Here is a 17,962-nt window from a genome sequence, read left to right as displayed (position 1 = left end):
CTACGAGGACAACGGGGCGGCCATCCGGGATAGCGCGGCCCACTACCGGCCGACCGAGTCCAGGGTGGCCGGGATGCTCTCGAGGTAGCTCTGCAGGTTCCGCTGGGTCTCCGGCACGGAGTCGCCACCAAATTTCTCCGCAACAGCTTCTGCGAGAACCAGTGCCACCATGGCTTCGGCAACAACGCCGGCGGCGGGAACCGCGCAGACATCCGAACGCTGGTGGTGGGCCTTAGCAGGCTCACCGGTACTCACGTCGATGGTGCGCAGTGCACGCGGAACGGTTGCGATCGGCTTCATGGCTGCCCGAACGCGAAGAACCTCACCGATGCTCATACCACCTTCGATTCCACCGGCGCGGTTGGTCTGACGAACGATTTTGCCGTTTTCGTCCTTAAGGATTTCGTCATGTGCAGCAGAACCGCGACGGGCGGCCGTGAGGAAGCCGTCGCCGACCTCTACTCCCTTAATAGCCTGAATACCCATGAGTGCGGCCGCGAGGCGGGAGTCGAGGCGACGATCCCAGTGGACGTAGCTGCCAAGTCCCGGGGGAAGCCCGTATGCCAAGACCTCCACTACGCCACCAAGGGTTTCGCCTTCCTTGTGGGCGGCATCCACCTCGGCCACCATCGCATTCGACGTCTCACGGTCGAAGCAGCGCAAGGGATCTGCGTCAAGCGCTATGACGTCCTTCGGCAACGGCAGGGGCCGTCCTTCAGGAACGGTCACGCTGGCGATGGAAACAGTGTGGCTGACCAGCTCGATACCCAATTGCTTCAGGAACTGGGCAGCAACGGTACCTAGTGCCACGCGTGTGGCGGTCTCGCGTGCGCTGGCACGCTCGAGGACCGGACGGGCTTCGTCGAACCCATACTTCTGCATTCCCGTGAAGTCGGCGTGCCCGGGACGCGGACGAGTCAGAGGTGCATTGCGGGCTTGGTCGGCGAGGACTTCAGGGTCCACGGGATCAGCAGACATGATCTGCTCCCACTTGGGCCACTCGGTGTTACCAACCTGGATGGCTACTGGGCCACCCTGAGTGAGTCCGTGGCGGACGCCACCCATGATGGTGACCTCGTCCTGCTCGAACTTCATGCGGGCACCACGGCCATAGCCCAGGCGGCGACGCGCCAACGCGTCACGAATCTGCCCGCTGGTGAGTTCAACACCGGCAGGCACGCCTTCAACAATTCCGATCAGGGCCGGACCATGGGATTCACCGGCAGTCAACCAACGCAACATATAACCAATCCTGCCATGTAAGGCTTCTAGAACACTCGCCGGGGAAGCCCGACTGAGTCGCACATCACATCTATGACGGCGGCATCCACGTCACAGCCGCTGAAGCGCCTGATCTGCTCGGCCGCCTGATACATCAGCATCTCCAGGCCAGGGACTACCGCTCCCCCGTGGCCTTGCCACACTTCCGCCAAGCGGCTGGGCCAAGGATCGTAGGCGACATCCAGCAGGACGCCGCCCCCGGTTCGCGGCAAAGCTGCAAGCTCCTCAGCCAACGGATCAGCGGCACGCGGCGGAAATGTGGAGATCACCAGATTCATTCCGGCCACAGCGGACGCTGCTTCGGTCAACGGCCGGACGGCGAGGGAAAGTCCGACGGCGGCCGCTGCGGCTTGCGCATCACCGGCACGTCCGGCGTCGCGAACGAAAACATCGACGTGACGGGCACCGAGTTCCTTTACAGCTGCGACGGCCGCAGCCGATGTCCCGCCGCCACCAAGGATGGCTGCGTGGGGTGCTGCAACCACGCCCGCGTAGCGGACCGCCTCGACGATGCCGGCCACATCAGTGTTGTAACCCACCCGGCGCACCTGTGCGCCGTCGCGCTCGAAAACAACAGTGTTGATGACGCCCAAGTGGGCGCCGGCTCCGCGAACTTCGTCCACTTGGCTGATCATGGCCGATTTCAGCGGCATGGTCACCGAGAGGCCGCACCAGGTGTCATCACCGCGAAGTGACTCCATGAACCCTGGGAGCCTTTCAACAGTGACGTCAATCGCCGAGTATTCGATGTCCACGCCCAACGTGGCATAGGCAGCAGAGTGCAGGGCCGGAGACTTCGAATGTGAGATCGGATGCCCCAGAACTGCGGCACGACGACTCACACACACCGTCCTGCGTTAGCCTGGCACCACGCATTGTACTGCTCAACGTAGGTGTTGTGCTCGGCCAGTGTCTTGGAGAACCGGGTCTCCTTGGTGTCCAGGTTGATGGTCACCCAGTAGAGGTATTCGTTCGGCGTCGGCTTTGCTGCAGCATCAATGGCAGTCTTACCTGGAGAACCGATGGGTCCCACCGGCAGCCCAACGTTGGCGTAGGTGTTGTACGCGTTGGACTTGTCCGCCTTTTCTTCCTCCGTGAGGTGGAAGGACTTCTTCCCCAGCCCGTACGTCACAGTGGCGTCGGACTGGATGAGGCCGCTGGTCTCAACGTTGTTGGGTTTGAGCCTGTTGTAAATGGCGCCGGCCACGTTTCCGTAGTCTGCCTGGCCGCCTTCAGCCTGGACGATGCTGGCAATGGTTACAGTGTCGTACTGCTTGGCCGGGTCCGTTACTCCCTGGGCTTTGAGTTCATCAAGGGTAGTGTTCACCAGCTTCTGGATGATGTCCTTGGCGGATGTACCGAGTTCAAAGCGGTACTCCCCCGGCGCCAGGAAGCCCTCCAGGTTCTTGGCCTTGGCAGGCACTCCGAATTGACCCGGCGCTTGGTTGAGGGCATTGAGCTGTTGCATGGGTATGCCCGAGCCCTTGGAGATGGCCTCCAGCGATTCGTTGATACGCAGACCTGCGCTCAGGGCGAAGTACATGACCTTGGATGCGTCCTTGTTCACCAGCACAGCCACGGCGTCGGAGTTCTTCATCTCCGTACGGAACGTGAAGTCCCCGGGAGAGAGCTCCCCGCCCTCGCTCAGGAATGCCTCCACAAAAGCGTCGGAGTCGGCAACCACGCGCTTTTGCACGAGGTCGTTTGCCACGGCTTTGGGACCGGATCCCTCAGGAACAGTAATGGTGACCGAGCCCGTTCCCGGGCCCGGAAAGTCGGTAACCCTGTCCATGCCCAGCAAGGGCTTCAGGAACTGCGCACCTATGGCGATGGCGGCAACGAAGACACCCAGCGTGATCAGAAGGGCCAATACACGACGACGGCGGCGGGCCTTCTTCGCGGCGGCCTTGGACGCTGGACTGGCTACAGCGGCAATGAGGTCATGGTGGTGGTCATCATGGAGATGAACGTCACCGTGAAGTTCTTCATGGATGCCGGGCTCGTAGTGGGCATCGTAAGCCGCGTACTCGTGGTCGTCGGCGTGAGCCTCGGGGTGTCCTACTAAAACAGCTTCGTGTTCGATGTCACCGTGCAGGGCGTGATCGTGCAGGGCGTGATCGTGCAGGTGGTGATCACGCTGGGCGGGATCGTCCTGAACATTACCGTCCTGAACCTCACCGCGAGCAAGCTCGTCATACTCATGGTCTTCGTGGAAGTCTGCTTCGTCTTGGTGGACTTCCTGGTGGTGGCCTTCCGGCCCACCATGCGCCTCAGCCGCGTGAGTTGTGGCGTCGGCCGCCTCTTCGAGAGGTGCCTCTGGCTGCGGGGCGGCCACGTGCTGGGTTTCGGCCGCGGCTGCCGCGGCTGCCGGGGGTGCAACGGGAGTTGGCGGCGCCACGGGAGTTGGGGGCGCCACAGGAGTGGGGGGCGTCACCGGGGTGGGTTGAACAGCCGGGACGGGTCGCGGCAGTTCCGGCTCAACGTCTGCTGAGGGAGCCGCCTCTCCGGGAGTCGCTTCGGGAACGGGCACCACATTGTGGTTCTGCGTGGCGAGGAATCGTTCACGCGCCCGCAGCTCTTTGCGGGTCAGCGACATACCGCCGCCGGCGGTACCGCTGGAGGGGTCGTTGTTGACCGGGCTCACAGTTGCAGTCCCCTCTTAGAAGAATCGGTTTCAAGGCCGGAGGCAGCCCGCAGTGTTGGGGCACTGCTGGGTTTTTCGGACTGCACCGGTGCCTGCACTCGGCGGCCAACGTCCGTTCCTCTGGCTTTTTGCATGTCGATTGCGTGCTGCAGTATTCCAGCAGCGGCAACCTGATCAACCACTTTACGGTGGTTCTTGCTGCTCATGCCAGCTTGGTGCAGGTTGCGGTGTGCCGTAACGGTTGAAAGTCGCTCATCCACGAGGTTTACGGGAACGTCCAAACCGACACGCAGAAGCTCGCTTACAAGGAGGTCCGCATAGTCCATGGCCATTTGCGCAGACGCGCGCTCCTCGCCTTTCATGGTGCGGGGAAGACCCACGAAAATCTGGACCGCCGGCAAATCCGCGGCGTGCTTGACCAGTACGCGCACATCGGAGTTCTTCTTGCTGTCCCGCCCGATAGTCTTCAACGGCGTCGCCAAAATCCCGTCGGGATCACTGACGGCCAGGCCTACCCGGACGGTACCGACGTCTACCCCCAGCTTTATACCGTGGGGGTAGACGCCACTGTGAGTACTGGAAGCCACCGTCAGCGCTTGGCTATCGCATCCACCACCGCTGTGAGGGCCTCGGAGACCTTCCCAGCGTCGGTGCCGCCGCCTTGGGCGACGTCGTCCTTGCCGCCACCGCCGCCGCCGAGGATGCCCGCCGCCAAGCGGACCAGCGCGCCGGCCTTGACGCCCGCTTCGCGAGCGGCCTCGTTGGTGGCGATCAGAATGACAGGTCGGTCATTGCTGACACCCGCAACAGCAACAGTGGAGGCTTCAGAGCCCAAGCGATTACGCAGGTCGAGGGCAAGGTTACGCAGATCGTCAGCCCCACCCACCTGACCGGCATCGTGGGCGACAACCCGAACACCAGCAGCATCCTTCGCTGTACCCACCAAGTTGGCAGCAGCTGCAGCAAGCTGCTCCTTGCGGAGGCGGTCAAGTTCCTTCTCCGTGGCCTTGAGCTTGTTCAAAGTGCTGGAGATGCGGTCAGCAAGTTGTCCGGAAGGAACCTTCAAAAGCTCCGTAAGCTCGGAAACCAGGGCGCGCTCTGCTGCCAGGTGACGGAATGCGTCCAAGCCAACAAAGGCTTCAACGCGGCGGTTTCCTGAGCCAACGGACTGTTCGCCCAGCAGGGAAAGGCTGCCGATCAGGGAGGTGTTGGAAACGTGGGTGCCACCGCACAACTCGCGGGACCACGCGCCATCGATCTCCACTACGCGAACTTCGCTGCCGTAGTTTTCACCGAACAAAGCCATGGCGCCCAGCGCCTTGGCTTCAGCGAGCCCCATCACCTTGGTGTCCACCCGGAAGTTGTTCCGGATGGCGATGTTGGAGACCTCTTCGATTTCGGACCTCGTGGCTGTGCTCAAACCCTCGCCCCAGGCGAAGTCGAAGCGAAGGTATCCGGCCTTGTTGTACGAACCGCGCTGGGTAGCTTCCGGGCCGAGGATCTGGTGCAACGCGGCATGCACAATGTGCGTGCCGGTGTGGGCCTGCTCGGCAGCATGGCGACGTTCACGGTCGACGGCGGCACGCACCAGCGCGTCGGAGCCGATCTCACCTTCGCGGACGATTGCCTTGTGAACGCTGAGGCCCTTGATGGGGCGCTGAACGTCCAGGACCTCGACAACGAAGCCGTCACCGGTAATGAGGCCGGTGTCAGCTGACTGACCGCCTGCTTCTGCGTAGAACGGGGTTTCGTTGAGGACCAGCTCAATCTCGTCGCCGGTGGAGGCATGCGCTACCGCACGGCCACCGCTGACGATGCCGCGGACCTTTGCCTCGCCCTCCAACTCGTCGTATCCGGTGAAGACGGTCTCGCCCTTGCCGAGGAGCTCCTGGTAGGCGCTGAGGTCAGCGTGGCCACCTTTCTTGCCCTTGGCATCAGCCTGGGCACGCTGGCGCTGCTCGAGCATGAGCGCACGGAAGCCCGCTTCGTCCACCTGCAGGCCAGCTTCTTCTGCCATCTCCAGGGTCAGGTCAATCGGGAAGCCGTAGGTATCGTGCAAAGCAAAGGCATCCGCGCCGGACAGCGGAACGCCGGCCGCCTTGGACTCCGCTACCGCGTCCTCCAGGCGGGCCGTACCGGAAGCAATAGTGCGCAGGAATGCTTTTTCTTCGGCGTAAGCAATGCGGCTGATCCGTGCGAAGTCAGTCTCCACTACCGGGTAAACGCCCTTCATGGCGTCACGGGAGGCGGGAAGCAGGTCCGGCAGGCAAGCCTTTTCGACGCCGAGCAGGCGCATTGCCCGAACGGCGCGCCGAATAAGTCGACGCAGCACGTAGCCACGGCCCTCATTGGACGGTGCTACGCCATCAGCGATGAGCATCAAAGCAGAGCGAATATGGTCGCCGACGACGCGCATGCGGACATCGTCCGTGTGGTGCGGGTCTTCCGGCGATTCAGCCGAGGTGTACTCGCGGCCGGACAATTCAGCGGCTTTGTCGATCACCGGGCGTACCTGATCGGTCTCGTACATGTTTTCGACGCCCTGGAGGATCATCGCGAGACGTTCCATGCCCAGGCCGGTGTCGATGTTCTTCTGCGGCAGTTCACCCACGATGTCGAAGTCCACCTTGGAGCGGACGTTCTCGATCTGGTACTGCATGAACACGAGGTTCCAGATTTCGATGTACCGGGTCTCGTCGGCCAGGGGGCCGCCTTCGATTCCGTAAGCAGGGCCGCGGTCGTAGTAGATCTCCGAGCAGGGTCCGGCGGGTCCGGGCTGGCCAGTGGACCAGTAGTTGTCGGCCTTGCCCATGCGTTGGATGCGCTCTGCCGGAATTCCGGTGTTCTTGAGCCACAGCTCCTTGGCTTCGTCGTCCTCTTCGTAGACAGTCACCCAAAGACGTTCGGCCGGAAGCCCGTAGCCGCCGTCGTCAACACTGGTGGTGAGCAGCTCGAAAGCGAACTTGATGGCGTCTTCCTTGAAGTAGTCGCCAAAGGAGAAGTTGCCGCACATCTGGAAGAACGTGCCGTGGCGTGCGGTCTTCCCGACTTCCTCTATGTCACCGGTGCGGATGCACTTCTGGACGCTCGTTGCACGGCTGTAGGGAGGCTCTTCGCGCGCGGTCAAATAGGGAATGAACGGCACCATTCCGGCCACAGTGAAGAGAAGCGACGGGTCGCTGGAAACGAGCGACGCGGAGGGAACGGCGGTGTGGCCCTTGTTGACAAAAAAGTCCACCCAGCGCTTGGTGATCTCCTGCGACTTCATTAGCTGATTACTTACCCTTCTCAATTCACTGCACACGATGTGCGCGGTTCCGGCTGGTGCCGTTCCGCAGCTTTCCATTCTGCCCTGTTGAGGGCGTGGGGGCGAACCGCTCCCCCCTAGCGCCGAACGGCTCCGGCGTCGTCGATTCCCAATGCTGCCCGTAAATCTTCCTCGCGTTGGTGCATCCCCGTCCGCACGGCGTCGGCAAAGTCGAACAGTCCATCCGCCATCCGGCCGACAGCGCGGTTCAGGCCCTCCGGCCCAAGGTTGGCTTGGGCCTCGGTGATTTTACGGAAGGCAATGACGCCAATGGCGACGCCTATGCCCATCCACACAATTCTCTTCATGAGGTTTGGTCTCCCTGTAGTTCAGCGACTGTGTAGTTCAGCGACTGTGTAGTTCAGCTGCTGCGTAATCAGCGGCTGCGGCGGCCGGATGAAGGGGCGCGGCGTCCAGCGAAAGCCGAACGGACGCCATAGCTGAAGGCAGCCACCTTGATCAGCGGCGAACCAACCGTGGCTGCAACGAGCGACGACAACGCGGAGATGTTGGCCGATGCATCGGAGACGTTGGAGGCGATGCCGTCAACCTTCTTCAGTTGCTGGTTGGTGGTGGTGACCGTTGCGGTCACTTCATCCATCAGGGGCGTGGCGCCGTCGCTGATGGAACGGATGGAGGTCCGCACCTCGTCAAAAACGCCGCCAAGCTTCAAGATGGGCACGGCCAAAAGCAGGACGAGGAGCGCGAAGACTCCTGCTGCGATGAGGCCGGCGATGTCGCCACCAGACATAGAACTCTTCTCCTTGGATCGTTTCGCTGCCTCGCACCAGCCGGTTCACGGCTTCGGTCAAGGCCTCCCCAAGTACCTTACCTACTTTGGCCCGGTACCTTACATACAAAGAAGCCCGCGGCTTGTGCCACGGGCTTCTTTGTATGCGCTGCTTGAATTTAGCGAGCGTAGAATTCGACGACGAGCTGCTCTTCGCAGATCACGGGGACCTCGGAGCGCTTCGGGCGACGAACCAGGCGAGCCTGGAGGGCGTCAATCTTGACGTCCAGGTATGCCGGCACGTTATTGAGCACGTGTGCGCCAGCGGCTGCCACCTGGAACGGGGGCATAACCTCGGAGCGGCTGTGAACGTGGATGAGCTGGCCTTCGCCAACGCGGAAGGACGGGCGGTCCACGCGGATGCCGTCAACCATGATGTGGCGGTGCACAACCAGCTGGCGTGCCTGTGCGATGGTGCGGGCGAAACCTGCACGGAGCACGAGGGCGTCCAGACGCATTTCGAGCAGCTCAACCAGGTTTTCACCGGTGAGGCCCTTGGTGCGGCGGGCTTCTTCGAAGGCGCGGGTCATCTGGGCTTCGCGGATGCCGTACTGGGCGCGCAGACGCTGCTTTTCGCGCAGACGTACGGCGTAGTCGGAGTCCTGCTTCTTGCGGGCACGGCCATGCTCGCCGGGGCCGTACGGACGGCGCTCCATGTACTTGGCGGCCTTGGGGGTCAGAGCAATGCCGAGTGCACGCGAAAGGCGTGCGGTACGGCGAGCACGAGTGTTGTTAGCCACTTGTGTCCTTCCAATTACTGCGGTGTGTCAGTGTTACTGGCCTCCATCAGGGAGAGCATCGGCCAACCGCTGCCTCTTGCTACTAGCCCGGGCGCACAGCACTATTGAAGAAATCTCAAAGGGATTGTGCGTCGGGCCATGCCAGACAAGCAATTATCCTACCACGGGCAGGGCGGCCGCCCGCAGTTGGGTTGATCCGGCCGGCTACTCCCCCCGGACGATCTTGCGGAGCCGTTCCAGCCTGGCGGCAATATCCCGTTCAGCTCCGTTGTTGGTGGGCTCGTAGTAGTCCTTACCTACCAGATCATCCGGCGGATACTGCTGGGTTGCCACTCCATGCGGCTCGTCGTGTGCGTACTTGTAGCTCTTGCCATGGCCCAATTGCTTTGCACCCGGGTAATGGGCGTCGCGTAAATGCATGGGAATGCCGCCGCCGAATCCGGCACGAACATCGGCCACCGCTTTGTTCAAACCCATGTAGGCGGCGTTGGACTTGGGGGCAGTGGCCAAATGGACCACGGCTTCGGCCAGCACGATGCGGCCCTCCGGCATGCCAATCAACTGCACTGCCTGCGCCGCTGCCACGGCGGTTTGCAACGCCGTGGGGTCAGCCATGCCGATGTCTTCGGCTGCGGAGATCACGATGCGCCGCGCAACGAACCTCGGGTCCTCCCCGGCTTCAAGCATGCGTGCCAAATAGTGCAGGGCAGCGTCCACGTCCGAGCCCCGGATGGACTTGATGAACGCACTGGCCACATCATAGTGCTGGTCGCCGGCGCGGTCGTAGCGGACGGCCGCCGCATCCAACGCACGTTCCGTGTGGCGGAGTTCCACCATGACCGGTGCGTCGGGCGGGCCGTCGTTCGCGAGTCCGGGTTCGGCGTCGGCGGTTTCGCCTTCCTCTTCAGGCCCCGTCGCGGTGTCGGGAACATCGACGGCGGTGGAGTCACCGAACGCGACACCGGCGGCCGCCTCCAATGCGGTCAGCGCCCGTCGGGCATCGCCTCCGGATAGCCGGACCAGGTGGTCCAGTGCCTCCGGGCTGAGCTCCACGCGGCCGGCGAGGCCACGGGCGTCGACCACAGCTCGTTGCAGCAAACCCGAAATGTCGTCATCCGTGAGCGGCTTCAGCGTGAGGAGCAGCGAACGGGACAGGAGCGGCGAGACTACGGAGAATGACGGGTTTTCCGTGGTGGCCGCCACCAACACCACCCAGCGGTTCTCGACGCCGGGCAGCAGTGCATCCTGTTGGGCCTTGTTGAAGCGATGGATCTCGTCAAGGAAAAGGACAGTGGTCTTCTTGTACAGGTCGCGGGCAGTCAAAGCCTCGTCCATGACCCGACGAACATCCTTGACGCCGGCGGTGATGGCGGACAGCTCAACGAACTTCCGTCCGGGTCCGCGAGCGATCACATGCGCCAGCGTCGTTTTCCCTGTTCCCGGCGGACCCCAAAGGATCACCGAGCTGGGACCCGCCGGACCGGCAGCATCGGCACCGGCTGCCAGCTGCCGAAGCGGCGAACCTTGCCCCAGCAGATGCTGCTGCCCTACTACCTCGTCCAGCGACCGGGGGCGCATCCTGACCGCCAGCGGACTACGCCGGGAAGCCATCCAGTGAGCATCGGAGGGACCCCCTGAAGCAGGCAGATCCTCCGACTCATCGTCGTCAACTGCACCCGCACCAAAGAGATCTTCCACATGGATAGGCTACTCATAGTTCCAGCAAAGGAGACATTGACGTGGATCGCCAAGCATCTGCCCCGCACCAGCGTTCAGGCAGCCGGACCGCTTTGGTGCCCGCGACCCGGTTGCAGGGATGGGTGGACCGCTTTGCGGCGAGCCATGGTGCCGTTGTCGAAGACTTCGACGGGGATGGGCTGCTCCTGCGCGCAGCCGATGGGGCGACTGCCCTGTTGAAAGCCCCATGGCCGTCGGACGGACGTCCGGGCCGGGGAGGGACTGAACTGGACCGCCTGATATCGCTTGCTCACCAGGAGCGGGGGCTGGGCCTGCTGCTGGTTCGCAGGGGAGGCTACGCCATAGCCGCCGCCAGCGGATCCGCGATCCTCGCTTCGAAGAGTGGCAACCGCTTCGTCGACGCCAAGGCCACGGCAGAACATGCCTCACGGATCTTCAACGAACACCGCATCGAGTACATCGTCCCGGGTGGCGACCGTGCCTTGGTGGATCAGGTCCTTGCCCATTCACTACTCAAAGCGATATCAGGACGTACTCGCCTCGCTTTCCTGGATATCCAAGAGCCCAGGACTGCTGTGTTGGCGAAGGCGGCTACCGACGCCTGCTCCGTGCGAATTACAGTGACCGATCCACCCGCTTAGCAGCCGCTGGACGCCCGCCGCAACGGCGCCTGCCGGTACAAGTAGCTTCCGTAGTCCGTGAACCCGGCCTGTGAGTAGAGTGACTGCGCACCGCGATTGGCCTCAGTAACCAGCAGCCAGAAACCCTGCAGATTCCGTTCGGCTCCGGCATTCAACAACGCGTCCAGCACCTTGGTCCCGAATCCGCGCCTGCGGTGCCCAGCCGACGTCGCCATACTGTAGATGCCTCCCCAACCGTCCACTAAGGCGAGACGTCCGACGGCGGCCGGGACGCCGTCGTCGTCCCTCACCGTTGCGTACAGCGCCGGGCAGGCGAGGAGAATCTTGTGAGCGACCGACAGTTCGGCGTCCCCGCCACGGCCGTCGACGGACCACCACATGCGAAGCCATTCGTCGGAGGGCTCATCAGATATGTCAACGTGCCGGCCCGAAGCGCCCACCGGCAGCTCATCCACACCGCGGACCATGATCCTTGTTTCGGATTGCCTCGTGAAACGTTGGGTATCCAGGACGGCGTTAAGAGCGGCGCTGCGGGAGTCACCGAACACTTGGAAGATCAAGGGCAGACGACGAAGGCGGTACCACTCCGCTGCTGCACGAATGGACCGGGACATGTCCGGATTTCCCATCGACCCGCCATCCAGGTTCCTTGGCCACACGGAATTTGCCCTCTGCGTCACTCCCTCCGAAGCGCGGAGGACCCACCCACCCGTATTTCCGGGGTCAAGGTCTTCAAGGTCAAGGTCTTCACGCTCAAGCGCAGGCCAGGCCCTGTCCATGAGCGATTCCAGGAATGCTTGATCCAGCATTCTGCTGCACCTTTCGTTGGCGGGAGTGGTTGGCCGGAGTCCGCGGCGGGAACGCCAAAGGCCCCCCACCGTGGTGGAGAGCCTTTGGCTACCGCTTACTCGGACTTCGTGTCCGGCTTGGCTGCGGGCTTGGACTCCGGTTTGAAGTCGACGCCCGCTTCCTTGCGCTGCTGCGGTGTGATCGGTGCCGGCGCAGCAGTCAGGGGGTCGTAGCCGTTGCCCGACTTCGGGAAAGCAATGACGTCGCGGATGGACTCGACGCCCGCGAGCAAAGCAACCACACGGTCCCAGCCCAAGGCCATTCCACCGTGCGGAGGTGCGCCGTACTTGAAGCCTTCCAGGAGGAAGCCAAACTTGGTTTCAGCGTCTTCCTTGTCCAGGCCCATGAGCTGGAAGACGCGCTCCTGCACTTCGCGCTCATGGATACGGATGGAACCGCCGCCGATCTCGTTGCCGTTGCAAACGATGTCGTAGGCGTAGGAGAGCGCGGACTCCGGGTCCTTATCAAAGGTGTCCAGGAACTCAGGCTTGGGCGAGGTAAAGGCGTGGTGCACAGCTGTCCACTGTCCTGCGCCCACTGCAACATCACCGGAGGCGACAGCCGCGGCGGCGGGCTCGAACATGGGAGCGTCCACGATCCAGACGAAAGCCCAGTCCTTCGGATCGATCAGCCCTGTGCGGTGCCCGATTTCAACGCGGGCAGCACCGAGCAGGGCGCGGGCTGCGGACTTCTCGCCGGCGGCGAAGAAGATGCAATCGCCGGGCTTGGCGCCAACGGCGTCCGCCAGACCTTCGCGCTCGGCATCGGTAAGGTTCTTGGCTACCGGGCCAGCCAATTCGCCGTCTTCCTTGAAGAGGACGTAGGCGAGACCCTTGTGACCGCGCTGCTTGGCGAATTCCTGCCAACCGTCCAAGGTGCGCCGCGGCTGGGAAGCACCACCGGGCATCACCACGGCGCCGACATACGGCGCCTTGAAGACACCGAAGTTGGTGTCCTTGAAGAACTCGGTGAGCTCGGTCAGTTCAACGCCGAAACGCAGATCTGGCTTGTCCGAGCCGTACTTGGCCATGGCATCCAGGTACGTCATGCGGCGGATCGGCGTGGGAATCTCCACGTCGATCAACTGCCACAATGCCTTGACGATTGCCTCGCCGAGTTCGATGACGTCGTCCTGGTCCACGAAGCTGGCTTCGATGTCCAGCTGCGTGAATTCCGGCTGGCGGTCCGCGCGGAAGTCCTCGTCGCGGTAGCAGCGGGCAATTTGGTAGTACTTTTCAAAGCCGCCCACCTGGAGCAGCTGCTTGAAAAGCTGCGGCGACTGCGGCAGCGCATACCAGGAACCCGGGGCAAGACGTGCCGGGACAACGAAGTCACGGGCGCCTTCCGGCGTCGAACGCGTCAGCGTGGGGGTCTCGATTTCCACGTAGCCGCGCTGGTGCAGAAGTTCGCGTGCCACACGGTTTGCCTCCGAGCGCAGACGCATGTTGCGCGCGGGACCAGGGCGGCGGAGGTCCAGGTAACGGTGCTTGAGCCGGGCTTCCTCGCCAACTTCCACGTGCTCGTCGATCTGGAACGGCAGGGGTTCGGAGGTGTTGAGAATGACCACCTTGTCCGCCATGACCTCGATCTCACCCGTAGCCAACGCCGGGTTCTCATTGCCTTCAGGACGCTTGTTGACAGTACCTGTCACCTGCAGGACGTACTCGTTCCGCAGGCCGTGGAAGACCTCTTCCTCACGGACAACCACCTGGGCTACACCGGACGCATCACGCAGGTCAACGAATGCAACGCCACCGTGATCACGGCGGCGCCCCACCCAGCCGGCCAGGGTAACGGTTTGTCCAATGTGCTCGGAGCGAAGTGATCCGAGGTCATGTGTGCGCAGCACAGCATTCCTTTCAGCATGAAATATAGAGGGATCGTTGCAAGGACGATCCCGTCCGAGTTTACCCGTCCCGGCCACGGCTCCCGCCACGAGGACGGAACAATCCTTGGGTCCTAGCCGGCGGCGGTGATGCGGACGTACAAATCCTCTTCATCGGGCGTCCAGCTGGCGGGGTCGGCGTCAATCTGTTCGCCTGAGCGGATGTCCTTGACCTGATGCTTGCCGTCGTCATCGGTGAACCACACGAAAGGAATGCCGCGACGGTCCGCGAACTTGATCTGCTTACCGAACTTCTCGGCCTTGGCAGCAACTTCCGTGGCAATCCCCCTGCCCCGCAACTGGGCTGCAATGTCCTGCGCCGCTGACCAGCTGTCATCCAAGTTCAGGGCCACCAGCACAGCCGTGGGCACGGAACGCGACGCTTTAACAAGTTCCTGGCTGAGGATACGGGAGACAAGGCGCGTCACCCCGATGGAAAGGCCGACGCCGGGGAACCTACGGTTGCCCTTGCTCGCCAGTGCGTCGTAGCGGCCGCCTGAGCAAATGGAACCCAGCTGCTCGTGGCCCACAAGCACCGTCTCCACAACAGTTCCCGTGTAGTAGTCCAGACCGCGGGCGATGCTCAGGTCCGCAACGACCTTACCGGGAGCGCGCTGAACTGCAGCCTGAATGACCTGCTCCAGTTCGTTCAGGCCCTCGTCGAGGAGATCGTCCTTCACTCCGAGCGCGCGGACCTGATCCACGAATGAGGTGTCTTCCGTACGGATCGTGGCCAGTTCAAGGGCTAGACCGGCTTGTTCGTCAGTGGCACCGAGCTCACTCTTCAAAAGCTCGGCCACCTTCGCGGCGCCGATCTTTTCCAGTTTGTCGATGCTGCGCAGTACCCCTGCCGTGTCCGTCAGGCCGATGCCGCGGTAGAAGCCTTCAGCCAGCTTGCGGTTGTTGATCCGGAGCCGGAAATCCGGGATCGGCAGGGCGCTGAGGGCCTCAGCAATGACCAACGCGATTTCGACGTCGTAACGGAACGGAAGTTCGCCGTCGCCCACAATATCGATGTCAGCCTGGGTGAACTCACGCGCACGGCCTTCCTGCGGCCGCTCGCCACGCCAGACTTTCTGGATCTGGTACCGGCGGAAGGGAAAGGCCAGGTAACCGGCGTTTTCCACCACGTAGCGGGCGAAGGGAACGGTCAGGTCGAAGTGGAGGGCCAGGGCGTTGGGATCGGCCTTGTCCGATTTCGCAGCCTCCCCTTCATCATCCTGGAGCCTGCTCAGGCCATAGACCTCTTTGTCGATCTCGCCTTTGCGGAGCAACTGGCCCACTGTTTCAACCGCCCGGGTCTCTATGGAAGAAAAGCCGTGCAGTTCAAACGTCTTCCGGAGCGTATCCAGCACATGGAGCTCCACCAACCGCTCCTGGGGAAGCCACTCGGGGAATCCGGACAGGGAGGCGGTACGTGCCATGGTGGAAAAGTCTCCTCGAAGAAAGCTGACGCTCTGGCATCGCACCGCAGCTTTAAACACCCTTTCGGCGTTTACAGGGCGGGCGTCCAGCCGGTCATGCATAAACTATGTGCGGCAGCCAGTTTATGCTTTCCGCGCGTGCACATCTAATGCAGCATGCCCGGTTCCTGTCGGCAGCCATCGAAAGTGGACACAATCAGGAGGACTCTTGGCAACAAGATCGCGGGATGACCGCGAAGCGAAACGGCGCATCAGGCAGATGGAAGCCAAGCGTGCCCTGCGGCAGGAACAGGGCAAGCGACGCAAACGTGATAACACCCTCGCCGTGAGTGCAGCTGCCGTGGCAGTTGTCCTGGCCGTCGTACTGCAGCTGACGGTCTTCAGTTCCAACCCCACCGAGGCGGAGGTCGCCGCCGCTGAGGCAGGGCTCAGTTCGCCTTCCGCCTCTCCGGCAGCTTCCAACAGCGCCGACGTACCCAGCCCGGACACGGCCGCTGGAAAAACCTTCACAGGCGAGCTCGCGTTGAACAGCGGCGTTGTGGGCGTGGAACTGAACGGGACCGCGGCACCACAGGCCGCCGCCGTGCTCAAGTCCCTCAGCGACGCAAGCTATTACAACGGTGCGTTCTGCCATCGATTGACCACGTCAGAGACTTTCGGACTTCTCCAATGCGGCGCCAAGTCCGAAGACGGCGCAGACGACCCCGATTACAGGTGGGGGCCGCTGGAAAATACGCCTGCGGACAACAAGTACCCCGCCGGGACGATTGCGGTGGCCCGCACAGGGAACAATGCCTACGGCAACGGCCACCAGTTCTTCATCGTCTACAAGGACACCACCATTCCGGCTGATACCGCCGGCGGATACACCGTGGTGGGCAAGGTGACCAGCGGGCTGGACGTCGTCACCAAGATCGCCGCAGCAGGCCTTAAACCCGGCGATAATGCCAGCGACGGCGCCCCTGTGGCACCTGTCACGATAGACTCGTTTTCTCTGAAGTAACCAGCTCCAGGCCCGGCCTGCGGTGCATTACCTGAGCAGTTCCCTCCAAGCGAAAGACTTTTAGCGGTGACAGACAGTCAGAAATCCGACGAAACAGCAGTAGTGGCCAACGAAGAAGCAGTCGAGGCAACCGGCACCAACGGTACCGAGGCACCAGCTCCCGTAGAGGCTGCTCCGGCCAATGAAACAGCTCCGGCTGCCGAGGAAACAACGGAGGAAGCGCCGGCCACGGAGCCCGCAACACCGCCCGCTCCCCGGCCCACGCCGTCCGCAGCACCCTCACCCGCAGCCTTCGCGGCCCGCCCCAAGGCTCCCGCCGCCGTCGTTCCTGCTGCCCCGGCGGTGTCCGCTGCCTCGCTCGCCGAGGCGGCCAAGTGGGGACGCGCTGAAGGTGACGGCCACGTCTTCCTGACGCTTGACGGCGAAGAGATCGCTGTTGGTCAGTACCCGGGCGTCAGCACCGACGAGGCCCTTGGCTACTTCGCGCGCAAGTTCGACGACGTCATCGCTCAGGTGGTTCTCCTGGAACACCGTGTGGAATCCAAGGCTCCTGCCACGGACATGCAGAAGACAGTAACTCACCTGCGTGAGCAGCTCGCTGAGCGCAACATGGTGGGTGACATCCGTGCTGCTGAGGCTCGCCTGGACGCCCTGTCAGCGCAGATCGTTGAACTGGAAAAGTCCGAGAAAGCTGCCCATGACGCGATTCGGGCCAACGAACTCGCGGCCCGCGAAGCAATAGTTGCCGAAGCTGAGACCATTGCCGGCCAAGACCCCGCGCAGATCCAGTGGAAAACCTCAAGCGCACGCATGAACGAGTTGTTTGAAACGTGGAAGGCCGCGCAGAAGAGCGGGGTCAGGCTCGGCCGCAGTAACGAAGACGCCCTGTGGAAGCGCTTCCGTTCAGCGCGGACGGTATTCGATCGTCACCGCCGTGCTTACTTCTCGCAGCTGGACAGCAACAACTCCGCTGCAAAGTCCGCCAAGGAGGCCTTGATTGCGGAGGCCGAGGCTCTTTCCACGTCTACCGACTGGGGATTCGCTGCCGGCGAGTACCGCAGGCTGATGGACCAGTGGAAGACCACTCCGCGTGCAAGCCGCAAGGATGATGACGCTCTCTGGGGCCGGTTCCGCGCCGCTCAGGACGTCTTCTTCAGCAACCGCCAGGCCGCCAACGACCAGATCGACCAGGAATACACTGCGAACCTGGCCGTCAAGGAACAGCTGGTGGCTGAGGCGCAGGCGCTCCTCCCCATCAACGATCTCAATGCCGCCAAGAAAGCCCTCCAGTCCATCAGGGACCGTTGGGAAGATGCCGGCAAGGTTCCCCGCGCGGACATGGGCCGGATTGAAGCCGGCCTTCGCAAGGTGGAAGACGCGGTCCGTGAAGCTGAGGAAGAGAAGTGGCGCCGGAGCAACCCGGAAACCAAGGCCCGCACCAACAGCGCGTTGTCACAACTCGAATCCGCTATTGCAGGCCTCAAAGAAGATCTGGAGAAGGCCGAGAAGGCAGGCGACCAGCGCCGCATCAAGGCCGCCCGCGAAGCTCTGGAAGCACGTCAGGCATGGCTTGACCAGATCCAGCGCTCCGCCAGTGACCTCGCGTAGAGGATTCTGCGCTTAGGGACTATCCTGCAGGCTTCGTTCCGGTTATCCACATAACCGGAACGGAGCCTGTACTCGTAGGGCAGCCGCGCGGA

At 62.7% G+C, this 17,962-nt stretch carries 15 protein-coding genes; 3 read left to right on the top strand and 12 right to left on the bottom strand.

Going from position 1 to position 17,962, the window contains the following annotated elements; all coding sequences use genetic code 11:
- Positions 1 to 42: 42 nt before the first annotated feature.
- From aroC to J3A64_RS05310, 9 genes are all read right to left on the bottom strand, one after another.
- Positions 43 to 1,242, bottom strand: a complete 1,200-nt coding sequence (aroC, locus tag J3A64_RS05350; protein ID WP_014921976.1) for a chorismate synthase — start codon at positions 1,240 to 1,242, stop codon at positions 43 to 45.
- A gap of 26 nt (positions 1,243 to 1,268) precedes the next feature.
- Positions 1,269 to 2,123, bottom strand: coding sequence for a shikimate dehydrogenase (locus J3A64_RS05345; RefSeq protein ID WP_014921977.1), 855 nt, complete (start codon positions 2,121 to 2,123; stop codon positions 1,269 to 1,271).
- Positions 2,120 to 3,925 (bottom strand): endolytic transglycosylase MltG, encoded by a 1,806-nt coding sequence (gene mltG / locus J3A64_RS05340; protein ID WP_210063762.1) that lies wholly within the window; start codon positions 3,923 to 3,925, stop codon positions 2,120 to 2,122. Before mltG ends, J3A64_RS05345 begins: the two co-directional genes overlap by 4 nt.
- Positions 3,922 to 4,512 (bottom strand): Holliday junction resolvase RuvX, encoded by a 591-nt coding sequence (gene ruvX, locus J3A64_RS05335; RefSeq protein WP_210063761.1) that lies wholly within the window; start codon positions 4,510 to 4,512, stop codon positions 3,922 to 3,924. The genes mltG and ruvX overlap by 4 nt, the downstream gene beginning before the upstream one ends.
- A gap of 2 nt (positions 4,513 to 4,514) precedes the next feature.
- Positions 4,515 to 7,193: an alanine--tRNA ligase gene (gene alaS / locus J3A64_RS05330; protein ID WP_043470321.1), complete on the bottom strand. Its 2,679-nt coding sequence runs from the start codon at positions 7,191 to 7,193 to the stop codon at positions 4,515 to 4,517.
- 116 nt (positions 7,194 to 7,309) lie between these two features.
- The gene (locus J3A64_RS05325; protein WP_011774966.1) at positions 7,310 to 7,540 is read right to left on the bottom strand and encodes a hypothetical protein; all 231 of its coding nucleotides are present in this window, start codon (positions 7,538 to 7,540) and stop codon (positions 7,310 to 7,312) included.
- A 68-nt stretch (positions 7,541 to 7,608) separates the two neighbouring features.
- Entirely contained in the window at positions 7,609 to 7,983 is a 375-nt protein-coding gene (locus J3A64_RS05320; RefSeq protein ID WP_011774967.1) for a DUF948 domain-containing protein, read from the bottom strand.
- Between the two features lie 158 nt (positions 7,984 to 8,141).
- On the bottom strand, positions 8,142 to 8,762 hold the full coding sequence (gene rpsD / locus J3A64_RS05315) for a 30S ribosomal protein S4 (RefSeq protein ID WP_011774968.1): 621 nt from the start codon (positions 8,760 to 8,762) through the stop codon (positions 8,142 to 8,144).
- A gap of 204 nt (positions 8,763 to 8,966) precedes the next feature.
- On the bottom strand, positions 8,967 to 10,460 hold the full coding sequence (locus J3A64_RS05310; protein WP_210063760.1) for a replication-associated recombination protein A: 1,494 nt from the start codon (positions 10,458 to 10,460) through the stop codon (positions 8,967 to 8,969).
- Positions 10,461 to 10,501: 41 nt separating this feature from the next.
- On the opposite strand from J3A64_RS05310, the gene J3A64_RS05305 reads away from it, so the two are divergent.
- Positions 10,502 to 11,101 (top strand): Vms1/Ankzf1 family peptidyl-tRNA hydrolase, encoded by a 600-nt coding sequence (locus tag J3A64_RS05305; RefSeq protein WP_011774970.1) that lies wholly within the window; start codon positions 10,502 to 10,504, stop codon positions 11,099 to 11,101.
- Here J3A64_RS05305 and J3A64_RS05300 read toward each other — a convergent pair.
- From J3A64_RS05300 to hisS, 3 genes are all read right to left on the bottom strand, one after another.
- On the bottom strand, positions 11,098 to 11,910 hold the full coding sequence (locus J3A64_RS05300) for a GNAT family N-acetyltransferase (RefSeq protein ID WP_210063759.1): 813 nt from the start codon (positions 11,908 to 11,910) through the stop codon (positions 11,098 to 11,100). The two genes, J3A64_RS05305 and J3A64_RS05300, sit on opposite strands and share 4 nt — an antisense overlap.
- Before the next feature lie 95 nt (positions 11,911 to 12,005).
- Positions 12,006 to 13,799, bottom strand: a complete 1,794-nt coding sequence (gene aspS, locus J3A64_RS05295; RefSeq protein ID WP_187329877.1) for an aspartate--tRNA ligase — start codon at positions 13,797 to 13,799, stop codon at positions 12,006 to 12,008.
- Between the two features lie 110 nt (positions 13,800 to 13,909).
- Positions 13,910 to 15,259 carry a histidine--tRNA ligase gene (gene hisS, locus J3A64_RS05290; protein WP_210063758.1) on the bottom strand — a complete coding sequence of 450 codons (1,350 nt, stop codon included), beginning with the start codon at positions 15,257 to 15,259 and terminating at the stop codon, positions 13,910 to 13,912.
- Between the two features lie 208 nt (positions 15,260 to 15,467).
- Between hisS and J3A64_RS05285 the strand changes: the two genes are divergently transcribed.
- Together J3A64_RS05285 and J3A64_RS05280 are read left to right on the top strand one after the other, a co-directional pair.
- A complete protein-coding gene (locus tag J3A64_RS05285) occupies positions 15,468 to 16,262 on the top strand; it encodes a peptidylprolyl isomerase (protein ID WP_193352618.1) in 795 nt (264 codons plus the stop codon).
- A 66-nt stretch (positions 16,263 to 16,328) separates the two neighbouring features.
- Positions 16,329 to 17,870: a DUF349 domain-containing protein gene (locus tag J3A64_RS05280; protein ID WP_011774975.1), complete on the top strand. Its 1,542-nt coding sequence runs from the start codon at positions 16,329 to 16,331 to the stop codon at positions 17,868 to 17,870.
- Positions 17,871 to 17,962: the final 92 nt, after the last annotated feature.

Origin of the sequence: Pseudarthrobacter sp. PvP004, from assembly GCF_017876035.1 — a bacterium.
Lineage (GTDB): Bacteria > Actinomycetota > Actinomycetes > Actinomycetales > Micrococcaceae > Arthrobacter > Arthrobacter aurescens_A.
The sequence above is the reverse complement of the archived record's forward strand: the minus strand, read 5'-3'. Positions and strand labels throughout refer to the sequence as shown.